Source organism: Streptomyces sp. NPDC006739, assembly GCF_042869815.1.
Classification (GTDB): domain Bacteria; phylum Actinomycetota; class Actinomycetes; order Streptomycetales; family Streptomycetaceae; genus Streptomyces.
Genome location: NZ_JBIAGM010000017.1, coordinates 1 through 16,973, shown reverse-complemented (window position 1 = coordinate 16,973; position 16,973 = coordinate 1). Strand labels below are relative to the sequence as shown.

18 protein-coding genes and 1 tRNA gene are annotated in these 16,973 nt (G+C 68.0%); 8 read left to right on the top strand and 11 right to left on the bottom strand.

What is annotated here, in order from left to right; translation table 11 throughout:
- Window positions 1–38: 38 nt before the first annotated feature.
- Entirely contained in the window at window positions 39–1,466 is a 1,428-nt protein-coding gene (locus tag ACFYMM_RS29630; protein ID WP_388391824.1) for an esterase/lipase family protein, read from the bottom strand.
- 68 nt (window positions 1,467–1,534) lie between these two features.
- Here ACFYMM_RS29630 and ACFYMM_RS29625 point away from each other — a divergent pair, with 68 nt between their 5' ends.
- The 5 genes from ACFYMM_RS29625 (at window position 1,535) to ACFYMM_RS29605 (ending at window position 8,642) form a co-directional block, all read left to right on the top strand.
- Entirely contained in the window at window positions 1,535–3,703 is a 2,169-nt protein-coding gene (locus ACFYMM_RS29625; protein WP_388391822.1) for a hypothetical protein, read from the top strand.
- The gene (locus ACFYMM_RS29620) at window positions 3,690–6,044 is read left to right on the top strand and encodes a hypothetical protein (protein ID WP_388391820.1); all 2,355 of its coding nucleotides are present in this window, start codon (window positions 3,690–3,692) and stop codon (window positions 6,042–6,044) included. The genes ACFYMM_RS29625 and ACFYMM_RS29620 overlap by 14 nt, the downstream gene beginning before the upstream one ends.
- A 219-nt stretch (window positions 6,045–6,263) precedes the next feature.
- The gene (locus ACFYMM_RS29615) at window positions 6,264–6,950 is read left to right on the top strand and encodes an RES family NAD+ phosphorylase (protein WP_388391819.1); all 687 of its coding nucleotides are present in this window, start codon (window positions 6,264–6,266) and stop codon (window positions 6,948–6,950) included.
- Between the two features lie 676 nt (window positions 6,951–7,626).
- A complete protein-coding gene (locus tag ACFYMM_RS29610; protein WP_351473886.1) occupies window positions 7,627–8,028 on the top strand; it encodes an XRE family transcriptional regulator in 402 nt (133 codons plus the stop codon).
- A gap of 538 nt (window positions 8,029–8,566) precedes the next feature.
- A tRNA-Arg gene (locus ACFYMM_RS29605) sits at window positions 8,567–8,642 on the top strand.
- A gap of 72 nt (window positions 8,643–8,714) precedes the next feature.
- Here the strand turns inward: ACFYMM_RS29605 and ACFYMM_RS29600 are convergent.
- From ACFYMM_RS29600 to ACFYMM_RS29555, 10 genes are all read right to left on the bottom strand, one after another.
- On the bottom strand, window positions 8,715–9,863 hold the full coding sequence (locus ACFYMM_RS29600) for a tyrosine-type recombinase/integrase (protein WP_388391817.1): 1,149 nt from the start codon (window positions 9,861–9,863) through the stop codon (window positions 8,715–8,717).
- On the bottom strand, window positions 9,863–10,045 hold the full coding sequence (locus ACFYMM_RS29595) for a helix-turn-helix domain-containing protein (RefSeq protein WP_086602848.1): 183 nt from the start codon (window positions 10,043–10,045) through the stop codon (window positions 9,863–9,865). The genes ACFYMM_RS29600 and ACFYMM_RS29595 overlap by 1 nt, the downstream gene beginning before the upstream one ends.
- Entirely contained in the window at window positions 10,038–11,351 is a 1,314-nt protein-coding gene (locus tag ACFYMM_RS29590; protein WP_388392094.1) for a replication initiator, read from the bottom strand. The genes ACFYMM_RS29595 and ACFYMM_RS29590 overlap by 8 nt, the downstream gene beginning before the upstream one ends.
- A gap of 140 nt (window positions 11,352–11,491) precedes the next feature.
- Entirely contained in the window at window positions 11,492–11,737 is a 246-nt protein-coding gene (locus tag ACFYMM_RS29585; RefSeq protein ID WP_388391816.1) for a SpdD protein, read from the bottom strand.
- 26 nt (window positions 11,738–11,763) lie between these two features.
- Window positions 11,764–11,958, bottom strand: a complete 195-nt coding sequence (locus ACFYMM_RS29580) for a hypothetical protein (protein WP_361805953.1) — start codon at window positions 11,956–11,958, stop codon at window positions 11,764–11,766.
- Window positions 11,959–11,974: 16 nt separating this feature from the next.
- Window positions 11,975–12,166, bottom strand: a complete 192-nt coding sequence (locus tag ACFYMM_RS29575) for a mobile element transfer protein (protein WP_388391814.1) — start codon at window positions 12,164–12,166, stop codon at window positions 11,975–11,977.
- Between the two features lie 11 nt (window positions 12,167–12,177).
- Window positions 12,178–12,798: a DUF2637 domain-containing protein gene (locus ACFYMM_RS29570; RefSeq protein ID WP_388391812.1), complete on the bottom strand. Its 621-nt coding sequence runs from the start codon at window positions 12,796–12,798 to the stop codon at window positions 12,178–12,180.
- A 34-nt stretch (window positions 12,799–12,832) separates the two neighbouring features.
- Window positions 12,833–14,206 (bottom strand): FtsK/SpoIIIE domain-containing protein, encoded by a 1,374-nt coding sequence (locus tag ACFYMM_RS29565; protein ID WP_388391810.1) that lies wholly within the window; start codon window positions 14,204–14,206, stop codon window positions 12,833–12,835.
- Window positions 14,206–14,562: a hypothetical protein gene (locus tag ACFYMM_RS29560; protein WP_388391808.1), complete on the bottom strand. Its 357-nt coding sequence runs from the start codon at window positions 14,560–14,562 to the stop codon at window positions 14,206–14,208. Before ACFYMM_RS29560 ends, ACFYMM_RS29565 begins: the two co-directional genes overlap by 1 nt.
- 167 nt (window positions 14,563–14,729) lie before the next feature.
- Window positions 14,730–15,518 carry a GntR family transcriptional regulator gene (locus ACFYMM_RS29555; protein WP_388391806.1) on the bottom strand — a complete coding sequence of 263 codons (789 nt, stop codon included), beginning with the start codon at window positions 15,516–15,518 and terminating at the stop codon, window positions 14,730–14,732.
- A 107-nt stretch (window positions 15,519–15,625) separates the two neighbouring features.
- On the opposite strand from ACFYMM_RS29555, the gene ACFYMM_RS29550 reads away from it, so the two are divergent.
- From ACFYMM_RS29550 to ACFYMM_RS29540, 3 genes are read left to right on the top strand one after another with little or no spacing between them, the layout of a single operon-like run.
- Window positions 15,626–16,033, top strand: coding sequence for an NUDIX hydrolase (locus ACFYMM_RS29550; RefSeq protein WP_388392092.1), 408 nt, complete (start codon window positions 15,626–15,628; stop codon window positions 16,031–16,033).
- Between the two features lie 46 nt (window positions 16,034–16,079).
- Complete coding sequence (locus ACFYMM_RS29545) at window positions 16,080–16,508, top strand: ATP-binding protein (protein ID WP_388391804.1); 429 nt, start codon at window positions 16,080–16,082, stop codon at window positions 16,506–16,508.
- Complete coding sequence (locus tag ACFYMM_RS29540) at window positions 16,502–16,897, top strand: hypothetical protein (protein ID WP_388391802.1); 396 nt, start codon at window positions 16,502–16,504, stop codon at window positions 16,895–16,897. Before ACFYMM_RS29545 ends, ACFYMM_RS29540 begins: the two co-directional genes overlap by 7 nt.
- Window positions 16,898–16,973 lie beyond the last annotated feature (76 nt).

Below are 16,973 nucleotides of genomic sequence, written 5' to 3'. Positions count from 1 at the left end.
AGGGGATCGGGTACTCACGTTGTTCGCGAGGCCGGCTCCTATTCCACTTCCCTCATGGCTCCGGCTTCACTGGCCAGGACGAGTTGGGTGATGGTGTGGCCGTCAATGGTGCGAACGGTGACACGGTACAAGCCCGGCACGTTCACGGTGATCCTGGCCTTGATCTGCCCGTCACCCCAGCCTGCTTTGATGACCTGCGGGTTCCCCTCCGCAAGGTCGGCTATTTCGCACCGGAGACCGGCCAAGGAATCCACGCCGCTGAGCGTGATACTCCAAGCGGTTCCGACTTCTACCAGATCGGGAACGTCCAGTCCGCAGCCGGGGGCGCCCTGAGGCGGGCCCAAATGTTCGTCGTCCCGCAGTATTTCCGCTACGGCCTTGAGCGCGACGCGATCGGAAGCAACGGCTCCATGCTGTAACGGGAGTGGTGTGACAGCGGGTCCGACGGCTGCGGAATCCTTGTAGACGGTGCCGTCACCCTTGACGTCATAGAACCTCAGGCCGCCGCGCGAGTCGCGGATGAAGTCACCACTGGTGTGCTGGCGGACTCCGTGGTGATGCGGGTGAACCACACCGCCGCGGATCGTGAGACTTTGCATGGTGGCCTGGTTGGTGCCGGCCACCGCCCAGTGCCCGGGCAACCTGACGTTGGCCTGCTTTTCTTGGAACTCGACTGCCGCCTGGGCGAGTTCGGCATTGCCTCCGATGCCTGTCACATCGCTGGGGGTGAGGCGACGGGCATCGTTCCCGTCGATGAGGCAGGTGTACTGCGGAAGAAGGTCATGAAGGCCCGGCATGGTGGCTGAGATGGACTGCAGTTGCCGGTGCGGGAGCGGGACTGGGGCACCGCGCCCGGAGTTGAGGATCGCGGCTGCCTTCACCGCACCGTAGAAGGGCGTACCAAGGGTGAGTACGGCGCGCGTGTCGTCGCCCAGAGCGCCGTCGTGCGGGGCGTCGAGGGCGGCCCGGGTGACGAGGCCTCCCATGGAATGAGCGACGAAGACGAGGCGTGCCGGACGTTCGTCCACACGGTTGCGCCGAGCGGCGTCGTGGGCAGGATGCAGTCGCCAGGCGGTCAGGTGGCGGCGGGCAGCCTCGGCCAACAGGTGGCCGTTGACGGCGACGGGCAGACGCCAGTCGTAGGCGAACTCCAGGACCGCGGCCGGATCGGCGACGCAGCCCTGGACCGCGTTGATCAGGTTGGTATAGGGCTCGAACCCCTGGAGGTAGGGAGTCCAGGACGAGTGGCGCATCAGTTGTGTGGGCTTGATCCGGGTGGTCTTGCCTTCCAGTTCCTCCGGAGTCAGGCGCAGCGGCTCGAGGCCCTTGGGCCGTGTCCAGGCCTTCAGGAGCCACGACACGCCGGATAAGCCCCAGACGGTCTTCCGGGTGACGGTGTCGTAGAGCTCACTGCCCATGATGCCCGGGACGATGACAACGGCGTCCTGGGTGACGTCGGCGGTCACTGCTGGTGCGGCGGAGGAGTTCGCAGGTTCTGGCCCGTGGCGATTCATGGCTGTGAACAATAGAGAACATGCAGGGGGAGCACGGGGAGATTGGCTTAGTCGGGCAGGTCAATCCGTCGAAGAGCGAAGAGGGCGCAGGGTCGGCCGCGGGCTCACTGGTCGTCGTGACGGTGGAGGACGGGGACCCTGAGTTCGCCAAGGCGATCGAGGAACAGCTGTCGGTCGTGACCGCGTGGTGGAAGGCAGGACCGGAACCGGGCGAAGGGTTTGTACAGACCATTCTGCGTGCGCCGGAGGAACGTCACGATGTGGAACGTTTCTTGCACACCTCCGGCATCCGGGACGCGGCAGAAGACGAAGCGCTGGTCCTCTACGTCACGTCACACGGCGCTGTCGGCACATCCACCAGACACTTCCTGCTCCTGCCAAGCACGGACACCGATCGGCTGCCGGCGACGGGCATGCCGACGAACGAGGTTGTCATCGCGGCTCTCGACTCGCAGGCCCGCCATGTACTCGTGATCGTCAACGCCTGTGAGGCGGAAGGCATCGATGTAGAGCTCAGGGCCCTGGCCCGCGACCTCGTCCGGCCAGGGTCGCCGGGAAGGGCGCTGAACGTCGTGGCGACAACGGGGGCCCGTTCCCCGGTGCTGGGCCGCGAGTTCGCCGTCGTCCTGCGCATGGCCTTCGAGTGGTTTCAGGACGCGGCCGGAATCGCCCGTCCATACCTGTCGATCTCCGAATTCATGCAGGCCGTCGAGGAGGCCACCGACCGACTCAACGAAGAACGGGACCTCTCACTCGCGGGTCCCCGAACGGTCCTCCAAGGCAAGCTCGGCACCCCGATCCCCACCCTGCCCAACCCTGGCTACCGGCCCAAACCGCAGGTGGTCACAGAAGCCAGAGAGGAGGTCGCAGCCACTCCCGAGGAACTGGAGTACTGGCTGGACCGCGCCAGCGGCCGCGCCAGCCGCGACGATCCCGGCTGGTACTTCTCCGGTCGCCAGGAACTCAACCGCCGGCTGACGAGCTTCGTCAAAGGTCCCGCTGGCGTCCTCATCGTGACCGGCACCGCCGCCAGTGGGAAATCCGCGGTTCTGGCCCGGGCGGTGACGCTCAGCGATTCCGCCTTCCGGGCGTCACCTCGCTACGCAGAGGCGGTGAGCAAGGCGCCCGCTGACACCGTCCCGGACGAGGGATCGATCCACGTGGCGGTGTCGGCTCGTAACCGCGGGCCGCTGAGCCTGATCGAAGCCATCGGTACCCGACTGGGCGGTGAGCGGGACCGCGCACAACCTGCGGCAGATGCTCTGCGGCAGTGGCAGGAAGGGTTGCGCGCCTTCTTCACCTCCCGTCAGAAGGGCACGGTCACAGTGGTCGTCGACGGCCTCGACGAATCCCCGGAGGCTGGTGCCTGCATCCGAGATGTTCTCGTGCCTCTCGCCGGCTATGCCCGCGGATCCGGTGTGGCGGACAGAATCTCCATCCCCGCCCAGGCTGCCGACTCCACGTCGGCCCAACCGCCCTCTGGCCCCAGCGGCCTACGTCTCCTCATCGGGGTCCGCAGTACCAGCCCAGGCACCCCAGGGGCAGCCGACGCCACCGGGGTGCCCGGGCTGGTGCAGGAACTCCGGCTCGCCTTCCCGGCAGCGCAGGTGGTGCGCACGGATGGAGAGGGGGTGCAGGCGGACATCGCCGCCTACGTGACTGCGCTATTGGCCGGGGCACCGTGGGACACCGACCCGAAGGGGATCGCCTCGGCAGCGGAGCGAGTGGCACGTCATGCAGGTCGGTCTTTCCTGGACGCCCGCTTGGCCGCCGAACAGTTGCGTCGCGGCGACGGAGTCACACTGCTCCGCGACCAGCTGTGGCTCGCACGGCTCGACCGGGGCACCGTGGGGCTGTTCGAGCAAGATCTCAACCAGGTCGGCGATGACGGCCTGAACCGGGAGGAGGCGCTCGCGCTGCTGCGCGCCACCGCGTTCGGGCTGGGGCGCGGGATGCCGTGGGCCCAGGTGTGGCCGGCCGTGGCTTCAGCGCTGCTGCAGGCCCGTATCGATCACGCCGACGAGAAGATCCGACGGCTCCTCGAAGGCCGGCTTGCCGGATACCTCACGCATGACATCGAGGATGACCACGTTGTGTACCGACCCGCCCACGAGCAACTCGGGGTGATGCTGCGCCAGTGGCCTCAGCCGCCGCAGGAGACGAGGGGGACCCTGGATGAATCCGGATGAGCGGCAGAGGAGCGCCGACACCGGTGAGCAGCAGGCCCATGCACGCATCGCGGCCGCACTGGCGCGTTTGGTCAAGCCTGATGCGGTGACCGTGCCGCACCCCTATCTGACCCGGCACCTGGCTCACCATGCCGCGCTCGGCGAGGCTCTGGATGACAGCCACGTGCCGCCTGGCCTGCTGCCGTGGGTCCCCGGCGACGGGGTCCGGGGACTTCTCGGCCCCCCGCACGCACGCCGTGCGAACCGGGAATGGCTCACGGCATGGGCTGCCATCGAGCCCTACGTCCAGGACGCGGATCTCCCCTCACGCTGCTCCAGTCTGCATCTGGCCTACACGGCCTTGCGGTTTCCCGGTGTTCCCCGGCAGGACCTGCCTCAGGAGGCCGCGGAATTCCCGGGCTCCCGCCTGTGTGTCCTCTGGTCACAATGGGCACCCCCCTCCAACGTGCTCGCGACGCTCAACCGTCGCAGTCTGTCGCTGGCCACGGCCGAAGGCCCCCGTGGAGCGCAACTGCTTGTTGTGGGCCTCGAGTTGGGCGGCATCGAGCTCATCGACACGGCTACCGGTACACCTGTAGGGGATCGGATTGCCGCGCACGACGGCGACGTGCGATGCCTGTTCTTCGTGGCGCACTCCACCGGCGGTGGAGCGCTTGTCTCCGGCAGCACCGACGGCACGGTACGCGTCTGGGACACGGTCCGGGGGACCCTGCTTGACCACATGACGTTCGGGGGGCGTACCTGGACCGCTGCTGTCACCGGATACCGCGACGACGCGGGGATGTTGACTGTGGCAGCGGTCAACGGTGGCGGCGCGGTGAAAGTCTGGCGCGAGCACTCGGAGGAACTCCACCTGGCCGACATGAGCGCTCATCCGTTGGAACAGGCCGCATTCGCGCTGGGCCTCGCTGTCGACCCCGGCGGACGGCAGCTGCTGGTCGGTGCCGGCCACACGCTGAAAGTGTGGGACACCGCGGATCATCGATTGCTGCATGAGTACCCTGTGGGCGCTCCGGTCAGGTGCCTGACCGAAACGACCGTGCCGGGCTGGGTCGCAACCGGCCACAGCGACGGCTCCATCACCCTGTGGGATACGGCCTCAGGCCTCCAAGCCGTCTTCCGAGGGGAGGGAGAGCCGGTCATCGCCCTGGCGGCACTGCGCGTCGACGGCTCGGACCTGCTCGCCGCGGCCGGCTCCGGATCAACGATCGACCTGTGGGACATGGACACCAGGCACAGGACCGGTCAGCTCACCGGACACACGGACGCCGTGACAGCCCTGCGCACGATCCCGGCCGACGACTGCGACCGACTCGCCTCCACCGCTCGGGACAACACCGTCCGGCTCTGGGACACGCATGCCGTCCGCCACGCGATTCGGGGCACCGCCACAGCCCCCGCCGCCGTAGCTGCGGCACTCGCTCCGGAGTCTGTTGCCACACCGCTCCTGGCCGTCAATTACAGCACCGCGCAAACCCAGGTCCGGGACACCGTCACCGGGGCGGTCACCGGCTCGTTCGGCAGGGATTCGAAGCATGCCTCGTCTGCCCTCGACTGGGCACCGGAGCACGAAGGCCGGCACTTGCTCCTCTGGGCGGCATCCGACCACAGCATCCGATCCTGGGACCCTGTACGCGGTGCTGCTGCCGGCGTCCTTCTCAAGGGGCACTCCCGGCCCATACACGTCCTCGCCTCGACTGCAGCCTGCGACGGACGGCGGTTGGCCATCAGCGGCGACGATTTCACAGTCCGGCTCTGGGACCTGGACAGAGAACGACCGCTACAGCAGTGGCGGCATCCCTACACGGTCCGAACCGTAGCGGCGGCGTCCGACGGAGTCAGCGCGGACTGGTTCGCTTCCGGCAGTGCTGACGGGACGGTGCGCCTGTGGGCGGCCACGGACCATGCGCCCAAAAATGTCCTCTCCTGTCGACAGGGGATCATCAATGCCGTGGCCATCAACACGGGCACCTCCCCGTTGCCGCCTTTCCTCGCCAGCGGTGGAGATGACCGCACGGTGCGCCTGTGGGACCTGCGCACCCTCGAACCCATCGGCGAGCCTCTTCGAGGCCACACGGCCACCGTCGAGGCCATCGCGACCTGGACAACGTCCGCCGATGTCGCTCGCTCCTACGTCGCCAGCTCCTCTCGCGACGGCACGATCCGGGTCTGGGATGCGACAACGTTCTGCTGCGTCCTGCAGCTGGTCACGGGAGCTCCTGTGCACACGCTGTCCGTGCGCCCCTCCAGCGACGTCAACAAGGTCGTCCTCGCCATGGCGGGAGAGGCCGGAGTCGCCGTTCTCGAGTTGGACCTGGAGGACCCGTCGCCTACGAAATAGGCCGTGCGCCCCCTCAAATCCTTCGTGCGCCCCTCATGGGATCGGCAGGACCAGTCGCCGTCGTCTGCCCAGCAGCAGAAAATGATCGTTCGGCTGCGTTCAGACGCCCGGACATCCGTCAGTGCGTGCCGTCACCTGTACCTGCCGCGCACAAGGCGAGCAACGAGCCAGACCCGAGAACCGACACGTGCAAGTTCGTACCTGAGCGAGGAGCCGCCCATGAGTGAGGGCACACCGTTAGAGGCAAGTCTCATACCGGCACCGGAACACGGGGTGTGGCGCCTGGGGAAGGCGGAGAACCCACGCAAGTACAACAAGATCAGCCGGGAAGACGACAGCCGCTCGGGGGGCAACCGGTGGAGCCTGGTGAGCTACGGCACCTTGTACTGCGCCTCCGATCTCGACGGGTGCTTCGCCGAGGCGCTGGCTCCTTTCCGTGTGGATCCCGAACTGCGTGAATTCATCGGTGATGACTGGAACGAGCCCTACTTCATGAGGCCCGGCCACCTTCCCCAGGACTGGCGCACCCGGCACACGCTGGTGCGGTTACAGCCGGCCAAGGAGGCGCGCTTCTTGGACGTCGACACCGAGCAGACGCAACGCACGTTGTCGAGAGAGCTCAAGGAAGAGCTGGCGCAGTTCGGCATCACCGACCTGACCGCCGAACACATCCAAGGCACGAACCGCCGGGTGACGCGCCAGATCGCCGCCTGGGCCATCGCACAGCGCGACCCGCAACAGGGCCGGCTGATCCACGGGATCGCCTACCGCTCCCGCTTCGGGATGCGCCAGTGCTGGGCCATCTTCAGCGATGTCGATCTGGAAGAGGTGGAGCGGCAGCCGCTCTGGCCGGAGACCGAGGGGCTGCGCAGCGTCGCCGACGAGTACGGGCTCGTCATCCGCTGACGCCGCGACACCCCACTCGCATCCTCCCACTCGTATCCACCTTGAAACCTCCATCAGCGGCGTAGCCCAAACGAAGGAAAACATCAGTGCCCACCTGACGCCATCAGGCAACAGGGTGGAGCGAAGCTGCACGTCAGCACCCCAACCTCGCTTGGATGAACTGATCTTGACGTACCTTCAGGCGGCAGAAGTTAGCGCAAAAACGGTGGAGTTAGAGGTGGATTCTGGGTAGCCTTAACTCATGAACTATTGGGGAGGGACCATGAACACAGTCAGCCACCAGTTACCAGCAGCCGCCATCGCCGCACCTGCGATCGCTCTGATACCTCCTGACGGCGCTCCGCAGGCCAGCCAGCCGAGCAACTGGCGTCGCAACAAGCTCCTGCACAGCCTGCACCCCCTCAGTCAGCCCAGCACCGGATCTGTCTCCGAGACCGGCATGCAGCGATGCTGACCACAGGCATCTAGCGCCGTCCTGATCCGCAGAGGTCACGCTTCCCCGCGGATCCACCTTTCAGAAGCGTCACATCAGTCAGCGGCGCCGAGCCCGCAGCTGCACTCCATCGGACGTGCGGCAGGCCGAGTTGTCCGCAATCAAGTCCTGCACCCGTTGCCTGACACGCGACCAGTCGGCCACCGGCCAGGCGTGCAGTCAGAACACGAGGGAGGAAATGCCATGGCCACCACAGCCAACAATCCTGCAGCCGCCAAAAGCGCGGCAAGCGCCGAGCGAGCCCACGCGACCACGGTACGCATGTCCATCGCGGACATCGCCCGATTCCTGCAGGACAACCTCGGCCAGCGCCTGACCGCTCGCATCACCAACATCAACGATCCCCGACAGGTCGGCAAGTGGGCTTCGGGCGATTCAGCACCACGTCAGGACGCCGAAGACCGTCTCCGCGCCGCCCTGCAGGTGTTCCAACTCATCCAGGACGCTGAGAGCCTCTACACAGCACGTGCCTGGATGATCGGGATGAACCCCCAACTCGAGGACGAGGCCCCTCTTACGGTGATCGCTGAGGGGCGCTTCAAGGACGTCATGGTCGCCGCACGTGCTTACGTCGACGGTGGCTGACTCATTGCGGTGGGACACGCACGGCAGCGCAGACTTATGTGATCTTCCCTGCGTAGCCTGATGCCGGTCCGCCTTGCGACGCGCCCTGCACGCCGAGCCTCGCCCGACTACCGCACCAGCGAGACGACAGCTCGTGCCACCGCGCATCGCAAGTGGCCCTTCCTCAACGAACTACTGGGCAGCCCGTCATGCCAGACGCCACCAAGGCGCCGCCAAGTGCCGCCATGAGCTGACGCAGGGAGCGGAACGCTCCAACGGCAGTCGACTCCTGGCCCTCAACAGTCACCGATCTTCGGCTGCAAGCGAAGGAAACCGCAGGTCAGATACGCTCAAGCTCGCCACCCCGTTCCCCTGCCCCTGAACAGAGGACCCTCGCCGCCGGGCATCCGCTAGGCTGTCCCTGGTCAGTCGTTGGTACGCGGCGTTGTCTGCCCAGGTGACATTGCGGAGGGCGTCGTATCCTGTCTGACCAGCGGGCTTGTACGCCTCGTCGAAGATCCACACCCTGGATTTTCAACAAGGTTTTCTACAAGCCCCCGCCTTCGTAGCTCAGGGGATAGAGCACCGCTCTCCTAAAGCGGGTGTCGCAGGTTCGAATCCTGCCGGGGGCACCAGGCAAAAGGCCCCGGACCGATCATGGTCCGGGGCCTTTGACATCTACTTTTGACATCAACGGGGGCGGTCACTCACGACCGGGGCCTCTTCCGCAGGAGGCGGTCCATGTGGCTCATGGCTTCCCGCTGCGTGTCCTGCACGACGTGCGTGTACACGTCCATGGTGATGCTGATCTGAGAGTGCCCGAGGATCTCCATCACGACGCGGGGCGCGACTCCGGCCGCCGTGAGGAGGGTCGCGGTGCCGTGCCGGGCGTCGTGCAGCCGGATCACGCGGAGGCCGGCGGACTGGGCGACGCGGGTGAAGGAGCGGTAGAGGTTGCGTGGCTCGACTGGGCGGCCGGTGCGGGTGGTGAATACGTAGGCGGACTCTTGCCAGCTCTCCCCCGCCTTGGCACGGGCAGCTGCCTGCCGCATGCGGTGCCAGCGCAGGGGCGCGATGCAGAGGGCGGGAAGCGGGACCGCACGGCGACGGCGGCTCTTGGGGTCGTAGTCGTACAGGACGCCACGGCGGCGCTGCATCTGCTGGCGGACGTAGAGGACGCGGTTGTCGAGGTCGAGGTCAGACCAGCGAAGGCCGACGATCTCGCCCCGGCGGAGGCCCATGGCGATGGCGAGGACGAAGGCCGCGTAGAGCGGGTCCTTGCGGGAGGCCGCGAGGAAGTCGAGCGTCTCGTCGAGGGACCAGGGATGCAGTTCCTTGTTGTCGGTGCGGGGCGGCTCGACGAGCTTGGCAACGTTGCGGGTGATCAGTTCCTCGCGGCAGGCGGACGAGAGGGCCGACCGCAGAACTCGGTGCGATTCCTTGGCGGTTGCGGCGGTGGTCTCCTTCTCCAGGCGGACGAGGAACCGGCGCACGTCGGCGACGCCGAGGGACTCCAGCCGCTTGGCGCCGAGCAGGGGCACCAGGTAAAGCCGCACGTGCGCCTCGTACTTGTCGTATGTGCTGAGCTTCCGCCGGGGCTTGATGACGTTGTCCAGCCAGTACGGCAGCCACTCGGAGAGCTTGGCCGAGCGGGTCGGCACGGGCACGCCCTGGTCGACCTTGTCGAGCAGCTCCCGGCGCTTGGCGTCGCACTCCGCCCAGGTCTTGCCGGAGGCGAATTTGCGGGCGCGTGTGCCGTCCGGCTGGAGGACGTAGACCGCGCAGTGAAAACGCCCGTCCTTGCGCTTGGTGATGGTGCCAGCGCCGTTGGGGTTCCGCTTGCGTTGCTGGGCCATCAGGCAGCTGCCTCCAGTTCGTTGGTGATGTACTCGCGGACAGCCCGCGCCGGAATGCGGCGGCACCGGCCGATGGTGATCGAGGGCAGCCGACGGGAGCGGATGAGGTCATAGACCGTGGACCGGCCGAGCTTCAGCCGCTCCATCACGTCCGGCACCGTCAACAGCTCGTCGTCATGCATGGGTCGGCTCTCCTTCCGTTCCGGGGGCGGGTTCGAGGGATGCGGCAAGCCAGGCTTCGGCGTCCGAGAGGCCAGTTCCGGCGAAGACCCAGTGCGCGAGGACGTATGTCGTGTCGGGCTCGGTCCCGTCCGCTGTTGCGGCTTGGGCTCGGCGCCATTCGGCGCGTGCGTCTCGGAGGGCGCCGAGGGTGGTGGAGTAGCGGCGGGACTTGGTGGAGAAGTGGCCGCGGAAGCCGAGCATGTGGGCCCAGGCGCGCAGCCGGAGGTGTTCGAGGTCCTTGCGGGCGCCGAGGGTCCAGGCGGTGCGGACGAGGCGGCGGGCGTGGTCGCTGATGTCGAGCTGGGCGAGTTCGGCGGCGAACTTCAGCGGTCGGTCGAGGGCGCCTGTCGCGGTTTCGGCGCCCTTGGTTGCGTACTTGGCGATGTAGGCGGCGACGGCTCGTTCGGTCAGCTCCTGGCCGTCGTTGAAGTCAGCGCTGCGGATGGTGCGGAGGTCGAGTTGGCGGCCGAAGGTGAAGGCGTGGGCTCGGCCGTCGATGACCGGTCCGTCCACACGGGCCTTGGCTGTGGCGGTGCGGATGGCGTCGGTCAGCAGCTCGGCGGTTGCCCAGGCCGGGGGTGGGGTGTCGCCACCGGTGGGGCCGTCGAGGCGGATGACGGCGTGGAAGTGGACGGCGCCGCGCTTTTGGTATTCGGCGACCTTGGCGAAGGACACGCGGGCGTGTTCGCGGAATCGGCGTTGGGACAGGCCTGCTCGCTTGGCGACCTCCCTGCGGAGGTAGGTCGAGAAGCGCCTCCAGAGGGGACCTGCGTGGGCGTTCCAGAGCACGGCCGCGTCGTAGTCGTAGGTGTCCGGGTCGAGCGGGGTGCCTAGCGCGTCGTCGTCCTGGTCGTGGCGGGTGCCGCAGCGGCAGGGGCGCACGGTGCCGGCCGGACCGGTGGGCCGGTTGTGGACCGGGCCGAAGCTGGGCGCGGTGAAGGTGGCGAAGACGCGCGGGTGGGCCGCGACGTGTTCGGGGGTGCCCTTGCCGCCGCGCAGGCCCGAGGTGATCAGGTGGAAGGTGTCGCGGCGGTAGACCTCTGCACAGGCCGGGCAGCGGGTGGTGCGGCGGTTGTTGCAGCGGACGAGGAGCTGTCCGGCGGGAAGGTTCGCCGAGTCGATGTGGTGGACGACGGAGCCGATCTCGCCGGTCGTGGTGTCGAGGTCGTACTCGGTGCGGTGGCCGTCGAGGCGTATCGGGTGGGTGCAGCCGCCGAGGCCGGAGAGCTGGCGGAGGATACCGGGCAGGGTGCCGTCCGAGGCCAGGTTGCCGAGTTCCTGAAGCGGTGGCGCAGTGGTGCGGGTGAAGATGGCGGTCTCCTTCTGACTGGGCTCGGTCAGGAGTGATGGACCCCGGGGCGGCGGATGCTTGGCCGTGTCGCGCCGCCCCGGAGGTCAGGTGCCGGTCAGCGCCGGTGCTGCTCACGGAACAGGGAGCGCAGGACCACGGCGGCGATGGCCACGGAGATGGCTGAGACGGCGACGGCGGCCAGGAGCGCGGTGAGGACCACGCCGCCGGTGATGACGGCGGCTATCGCTCCGGTGCTGATGGACACCGGCGGGAGCGTGCGCCGTGCGGGGGCCGGGTCGGTAGGGGCGTGGGTGTGCGCGGGCGGCGGTGTGGGGCTGTCGGGGTACTTGGGCAGGAACACGGGTCACGATCTCCTTATCTACTCGTCTAGGCATGTGAGCCGTTTATGACGGTCACGCCGGTACGCGTGCCGGATTCGATGGCGGGGGCGAAGAAGGTGTGGGAGAGCCAGAAGCCGAAGAGGGCGATCAGGATGACGATCCAGGGGCGGACGCCGAGGAACTTGATCGCTCCCCAGACGAAGAAGCCGAGGACGAACACGAGCGGCAGGCTGACGGTCACGGTGTCCGAGGTCCTTTCAGCGAACGGCGCAGCGGTGGGTGCGGGCGGCCAGTTCGGCGGCGGCGCGGCTGTCGTAGTCGGCGGAGAAGCCGCAGCGCGGGGCGGTGCAGGCGGCGGTGTGCTTCTCGCGTCCCCGGTTGTCGTAGGCGGTGCCGACCTGTACGGGGCCGATGCGGGTGACGTCACGGAAGCGGCGGTTGGCGGTCACGCGGTCTCCTTTCAGAGGTGGGCGGCGATGGCTTCGGCCATAGGTGCCGGGACGCCGAGGCGGGCACGGAGGGTCGGGGTGTCGATCGGGGCGCCGGTACGGGCGCGATGTTCGGCGGCGACCTTGCGGGCGTGGTCGACCAGGGCGGACGGGACCGGTACGGGAGAGTGCTGGGGCGGTGCCTCGATGGCGGGTTGAGGGCTCGGTTCGGGTGTGGTTTCGGGCTCGTCGTCCTGGTCCTCGATGGCCTCGCGGTCGGGGTCCGTCTTGGGCGAGGCGTGAGCGAGGAGAGTTCCGCCGAGGAAGGCGATGGCTGGCCAGCCCGCCACGAGGATGCGCAGCCAGGCCGGGACGTTGCCGAGGTCGAGGAGGCCGGCGGTGGCGACGTTGGCCCCGAGGGAGGCGACGAGCGCGACGACGAACCAGCACCAGGCCGCCGCTTTGCCGTTGCCGGAGCGCAGTCGACGCCAGGCGGCGACGAGCAGCAGGTCGACGGAGACGGGGTAGGCCCACGCCTTCCAGCCGTCCTGTCCGGCTGCCACGGCGACGTCGTGCAGGTGAGCGAAGGACAGCGCGGCGGCGATGAGCGCTTGGACGAGCACCGCGTCGACACGGACCAGGCGGGCACGCATGATGCGGCTCCTTCCGGAGTCGGACAGGGGAAGGTCAGTCGGTCACCGGATGGGGCAGGACCACTGGAGGCGCGCTTTCGGTCGGGCGTACCGGCACGTCGGGCCGGAAAGGCTTCAGCGCGGGCAGGTCGGGCAGGTGGGCCGACTCGCGGCAGGTCTCGGCGGCGTCGCCGAGGGAGAGGTACGGCGTACGGATGCGGGACCAGCCGCCGGAGGTGTCGCCTGCTACGGCCAGGCCGGGCCGTTCGGGCGCGATGGAGCAGGCGGCTTGGACCGCTTCGGGGGCGATGTCGCCGAGGGCCATCTTTGCGGAGGCTTCGTCGTTGACGCGGTGGCAGACACGGCCGGTCAGCTGGGCCCGGAGCATGGTGGCGCCCTTGCCGAGTTCGGAGCCGAAGCGCTGCCCGCAGACCTCCAGGTAGATGCCGGCGGCGCGGCCGAGCTGGGCGAGGCGGATGAGCTGGGTGACCATCTCGTCGCGGCGTTCCTCGTCCTTCTTCGTGGCGACGAGGAAGAGTTCGGCCACCTCGTCCACGAACAACACGACGGGCACCGGGCGTTCGTGCTCAGGCAGCCCCCAGACGTCGGAGGTGATCTCCTCGTCCGGCGTGCCCGGGGCTATGCCCTGCCGGGCCTTGATCAGGTCGTATCGGTCCTCCATTTCCTTGACCAGCACGGGCAGCAGTTCGGCCGCCTGTTCCGGGTCGGTGGCGAGTGCCGAGAGCCGGGGTGCGAAGGGGGCCAGTTCAACGCCGCGCTTGCAGTCGATGCCGACCAGGGCGACGGGCTGAGGGGCGAGTCCGGCGATGAGGTGGCGCAGGTACATGGACTTGCCGGACAGGGTGGCGCCGAGGGTGAGTTGGTGGGGGATGGTGCGGTAGTCGCGTACGAACGGTGTGGCGTCCTCTCGCAGTGCGACCGGCACCTTGAGGAAGCCGTCCGCGACCTTGCGCGGCATGCGCACCCGCCGTAAAACGTCGTAGCCGACGAGCCGCAGTTCGACGACCCCCGGCTTGACCGTGGTGACGTACACGGCGTGAACGCCCCAGGCGTGCCGCAGCCGTTCGGCCGAGGCGGCGACGTCGGCGGGTTCCTGGCCCGGCGCCAGACGGAGGCGAAGCCTCAGCCCGGTCGTGGTGGGCCGGATGAGGCCCCGGCGCGGCGGTACAGGCCTCACCTCACGCCGGGTCATGGCCTTCACAGCGAGAATCCGCAGCCGGGACGGCGCCACGGTCAGCCCACAGGCCTCCATGACCGAGCCGTACGAGCCGAGCAGCCGGACCGTGGACACCGGCAGTCCGACCGTGGACCAGTACGCCGCCGGGTGCTTGGCCCGGGCGTAGGCGGCCCCGCCGCCGAGCGCGGCGACAGGACCACCCACTTCGAGAAGCGTTGTCAGGTCGGACATCAGGCTGCGGCCCCGGTCGTGGCCGGGAAGGCGGCCGGGGTGACGGCGGCGGCCCGGTAGGCGATGCCGTGGCGCTGCTGACCGTTGAAGACGGACTCCCACGGCCGGGCGACGAGACCCGGCAGCGAGACCGGCGCCCCCAGGGTCAGCCCCTCGGAGATGCCGCCCTCCGGAACCGTGACCTTGAACAGGGACGACTCGCCGTCCTCGATGTAGACCACGCCGATGGTCATCAGCGCCTCGCCGCTGTTGGCGTCCTTGGCGATCTCGCCGGTCTGCCGGTCGCGGACCTTCGGCTCAGGGGCCTCGGTCAGGAGGATCGTCGCGCCGGAGGTCTCCACTCGGATGGTGCGCAAGGCGCACTCCTATCTACTCGTCTATACAAGATGGGTTCTGCGGATCCCTTGGCCGGGATCACGCAATCACCTTGGCACACAACTTGCCCACTCGTCTATACGAGTAAGCGTGTTGGGGCGTACGAGCTCGGAGAAGCGTCCCCGCGCACCACCGCAAAGCGGGACGATCAGGTCGCCGGAAGCTGGTACGAGAGGACGTAGGCGTCCGCAGCCATCACCGTGTCGCAGACCTCCACGGCTCGCCCCTCGGTGTCGAAGGCGGTCCGGATGAGATGGATGACCGGGACGCCGGCGGCCAACCGAAGCGTCTTCACCTCGGCAGGCGAGGGCATCCGGGCGCGGATCTCCTCCTCGAAGTGGTCGAGGCGGTGTCCCAGCTCTTCGAGGCGGGCGTAGATGCCGCCGGGGCCCGGGTTGGGTTCGGCGATCGGGGTTCCGCGGGCGATGTCGAGCGGGAGGTAGGAGGTGGCGAACTCGACCGGCCGTCCGTCGAGGAGATACCGGCGCCGACGAGCCAGTACACGCCGCACGGACCCGAGGCGGGTGGAGATGTCTTGACTGGCTTTCTCCTCCTTCACCTCAAGGCTGTCGACCTGAGGGTGACTGCCGGCCGCGTCGGCCTCCACGATGAACGCGGACTTGCCCTGCTCCCTGTGCCGCCGGGCGAAGCGGTCCGAGGCGAGCCGCCTCACGGGCGGTCGTGGTCGTACGAAGACTCCTCTGCCGTGCTCGGCGTGCACCAGGCCCTCACCCTGGAGGATGGAGAAGGCGTTGCGGACCGTCATCCGGGAAACCCCGAAGTGGTCGACAAGGTCGGCTTCGGAGGGCAGCTTCTCGCCCTCGCGGAATCGCCCACGGTCGATGGCCTCACGCAGCTGGTCGGCGATCTGCCGGAAGACCGCACGATCGCTCGTGGGGTCGAGATCACCGAGCAGGCCCGAAGGAAGAGGGCTCACGCGTACTCCTTTAGGTATCTAGACGAGTGGGCGAGTGGTGTTGCTACGGTGGAGAGCCTAGCCAGCCGAGAGGGCCGAGGAACGTGAGCACAGAACGCCCGCACTCCGTGAGCGTCGCCGGAGTCGTCATCGACGACCACGGCCGGGCCCTCTTGATCCAGCGCCGCGACAACGGCAAGTGGGAACCCCCGGGCGGCGTCCTCGAGCGCGAGGAAACCATCCCCGAGGCCCTCCAGCGCGAAGTCCTCGAAGAAACCGGCATCAAGATCGCGCCATCCGCGACCCTGACCGGCGTCTACAAGAACATGAAGGGCTTGATCGTCTCGCTGGTCTTCCGCTGCGAGGCGTCCGACGGCAGCCCCACCACCGGTGACGAGACCCGCGCACTGCGCTGGGCCACCCGCGAAGAAGTCACCGGGCTCGCCGACGAGGCGTACGCCATCCGCGTCCTGGACGCCATGGACGCAGCGTCGCCGCCCGCCATCCGCGCCCACGACGGCGTGAAACTCGTCTAGCCCAAACCCGCTGCACATGGCGGCCTACCAGCACGAAGGAACTTGTATGCACGAGTATACGAGTAGCGCCCGGGTCTGGGGGCTCACTTGCCCAGGATTTCCCGAAGAGGTCAGCAGAGCCCGCCGATGGACCCGCGACATCCTGCGCGGATGTCCCTTAGCCGAAGACGCCGAACTGATCGTCAGCGAGCTCAGCGCGAACGCGATCCTCCACACCGCCAGCGGCCTGGAATCCGGCAGGTTCCACCTGGCCCTCGCCGTCTCCCCGCAGGTAATCGCCCTGTCGGTCACCGACGACGGAGGCGCCCCCACGGCCCCAAAGGTCGAGGACCAGGCCGACGACGCCGAGCACGGCCGAGGCCTGGGCATGGTCGGCGTCATCGCTCACCGAGTCGTCGTCCACGACAGCAACGGTGGCCACACGGTCACCGCGGAGCTCTTCACAGATGCCCGGAGGGGGGAGCACCCGTGCTGACCAAGGAACCCCTCCGCGGCTACTGGTGCGAGTGCTGGACCCAAGACATCACCGAGCAGGAACAGCCGGCACTCCAAGCATCCTTCGACGCCTACTCGGCACCCCAGGCAGACAGGTGGGTCGCGGTCACACTCCGCACGATTTCACCCGCCCTGGACCCCGACGCCTCCGACCAAGCATGGGCCTGGCTCTACCAAGGCCGCATAGCAACACGCCATGCCCTGCTGCGCTCCGAGCCCTGCTCGGTCACTGTCACCCAGGACCGTACTCGCATCACATGGACGATCCGACCAGTGATCTTCTTGCCGCGCGCACACCGTCAGAGCGCTGAACTCCCAGCCTGTGCATACGCCTTCAAGCCCCACCCGACCGTGTCGGATCCCAGCTGATGCCTGACGTTTCTGTCCCGGGTGATGCTTGACGGTGGGCCTAGACAACGTAGGGAGCCCCGTGGGGCTTGTTCGC

Excerpts from the sequence above, each read along its gene's own strand:
- ACFYMM_RS29565 (WP_388391810.1), bottom strand. The coding sequence starts at position 14,206 with ATGTCCGACCTGACAACGCTTCTCGAAGTGGGTGGTCCTGTCGCCGCG.
- ACFYMM_RS29600 (WP_388391817.1), bottom strand. The coding sequence starts at position 9,863 with ATGGCCCAGCAACGCAAGCGGAACCCCAACGGCGCTGGCACCATCACC.
- ACFYMM_RS29615 (WP_388391819.1), top strand. The coding sequence starts at position 6,264 with ATGAGTGAGGGCACACCGTTAGAGGCAAGTCTCATACCGGCACCGGAA.
- ACFYMM_RS29620 (WP_388391820.1), top strand. The coding sequence starts at position 3,690 with ATGAATCCGGATGAGCGGCAGAGGAGCGCCGACACCGGTGAGCAGCAG.
- ACFYMM_RS29595 (WP_086602848.1), bottom strand. The coding sequence starts at position 10,045 with ATGCATGACGACGAGCTGTTGACGGTGCCGGACGTGATGGAGCGGCTG.
- ACFYMM_RS29625 (WP_388391822.1), top strand. The coding sequence starts at position 1,535 with ATGCAGGGGGAGCACGGGGAGATTGGCTTAGTCGGGCAGGTCAATCCG.
- ACFYMM_RS29570 (WP_388391812.1), bottom strand. The coding sequence starts at position 12,798 with ATGCGTGCCCGCCTGGTCCGTGTCGACGCGGTGCTCGTCCAAGCGCTC.
- ACFYMM_RS29545 (WP_388391804.1), top strand. The coding sequence starts at position 16,080 with ATGCACGAGTATACGAGTAGCGCCCGGGTCTGGGGGCTCACTTGCCCA.
- ACFYMM_RS29610 (WP_351473886.1), top strand. The coding sequence starts at position 7,627 with ATGGCCACCACAGCCAACAATCCTGCAGCCGCCAAAAGCGCGGCAAGC.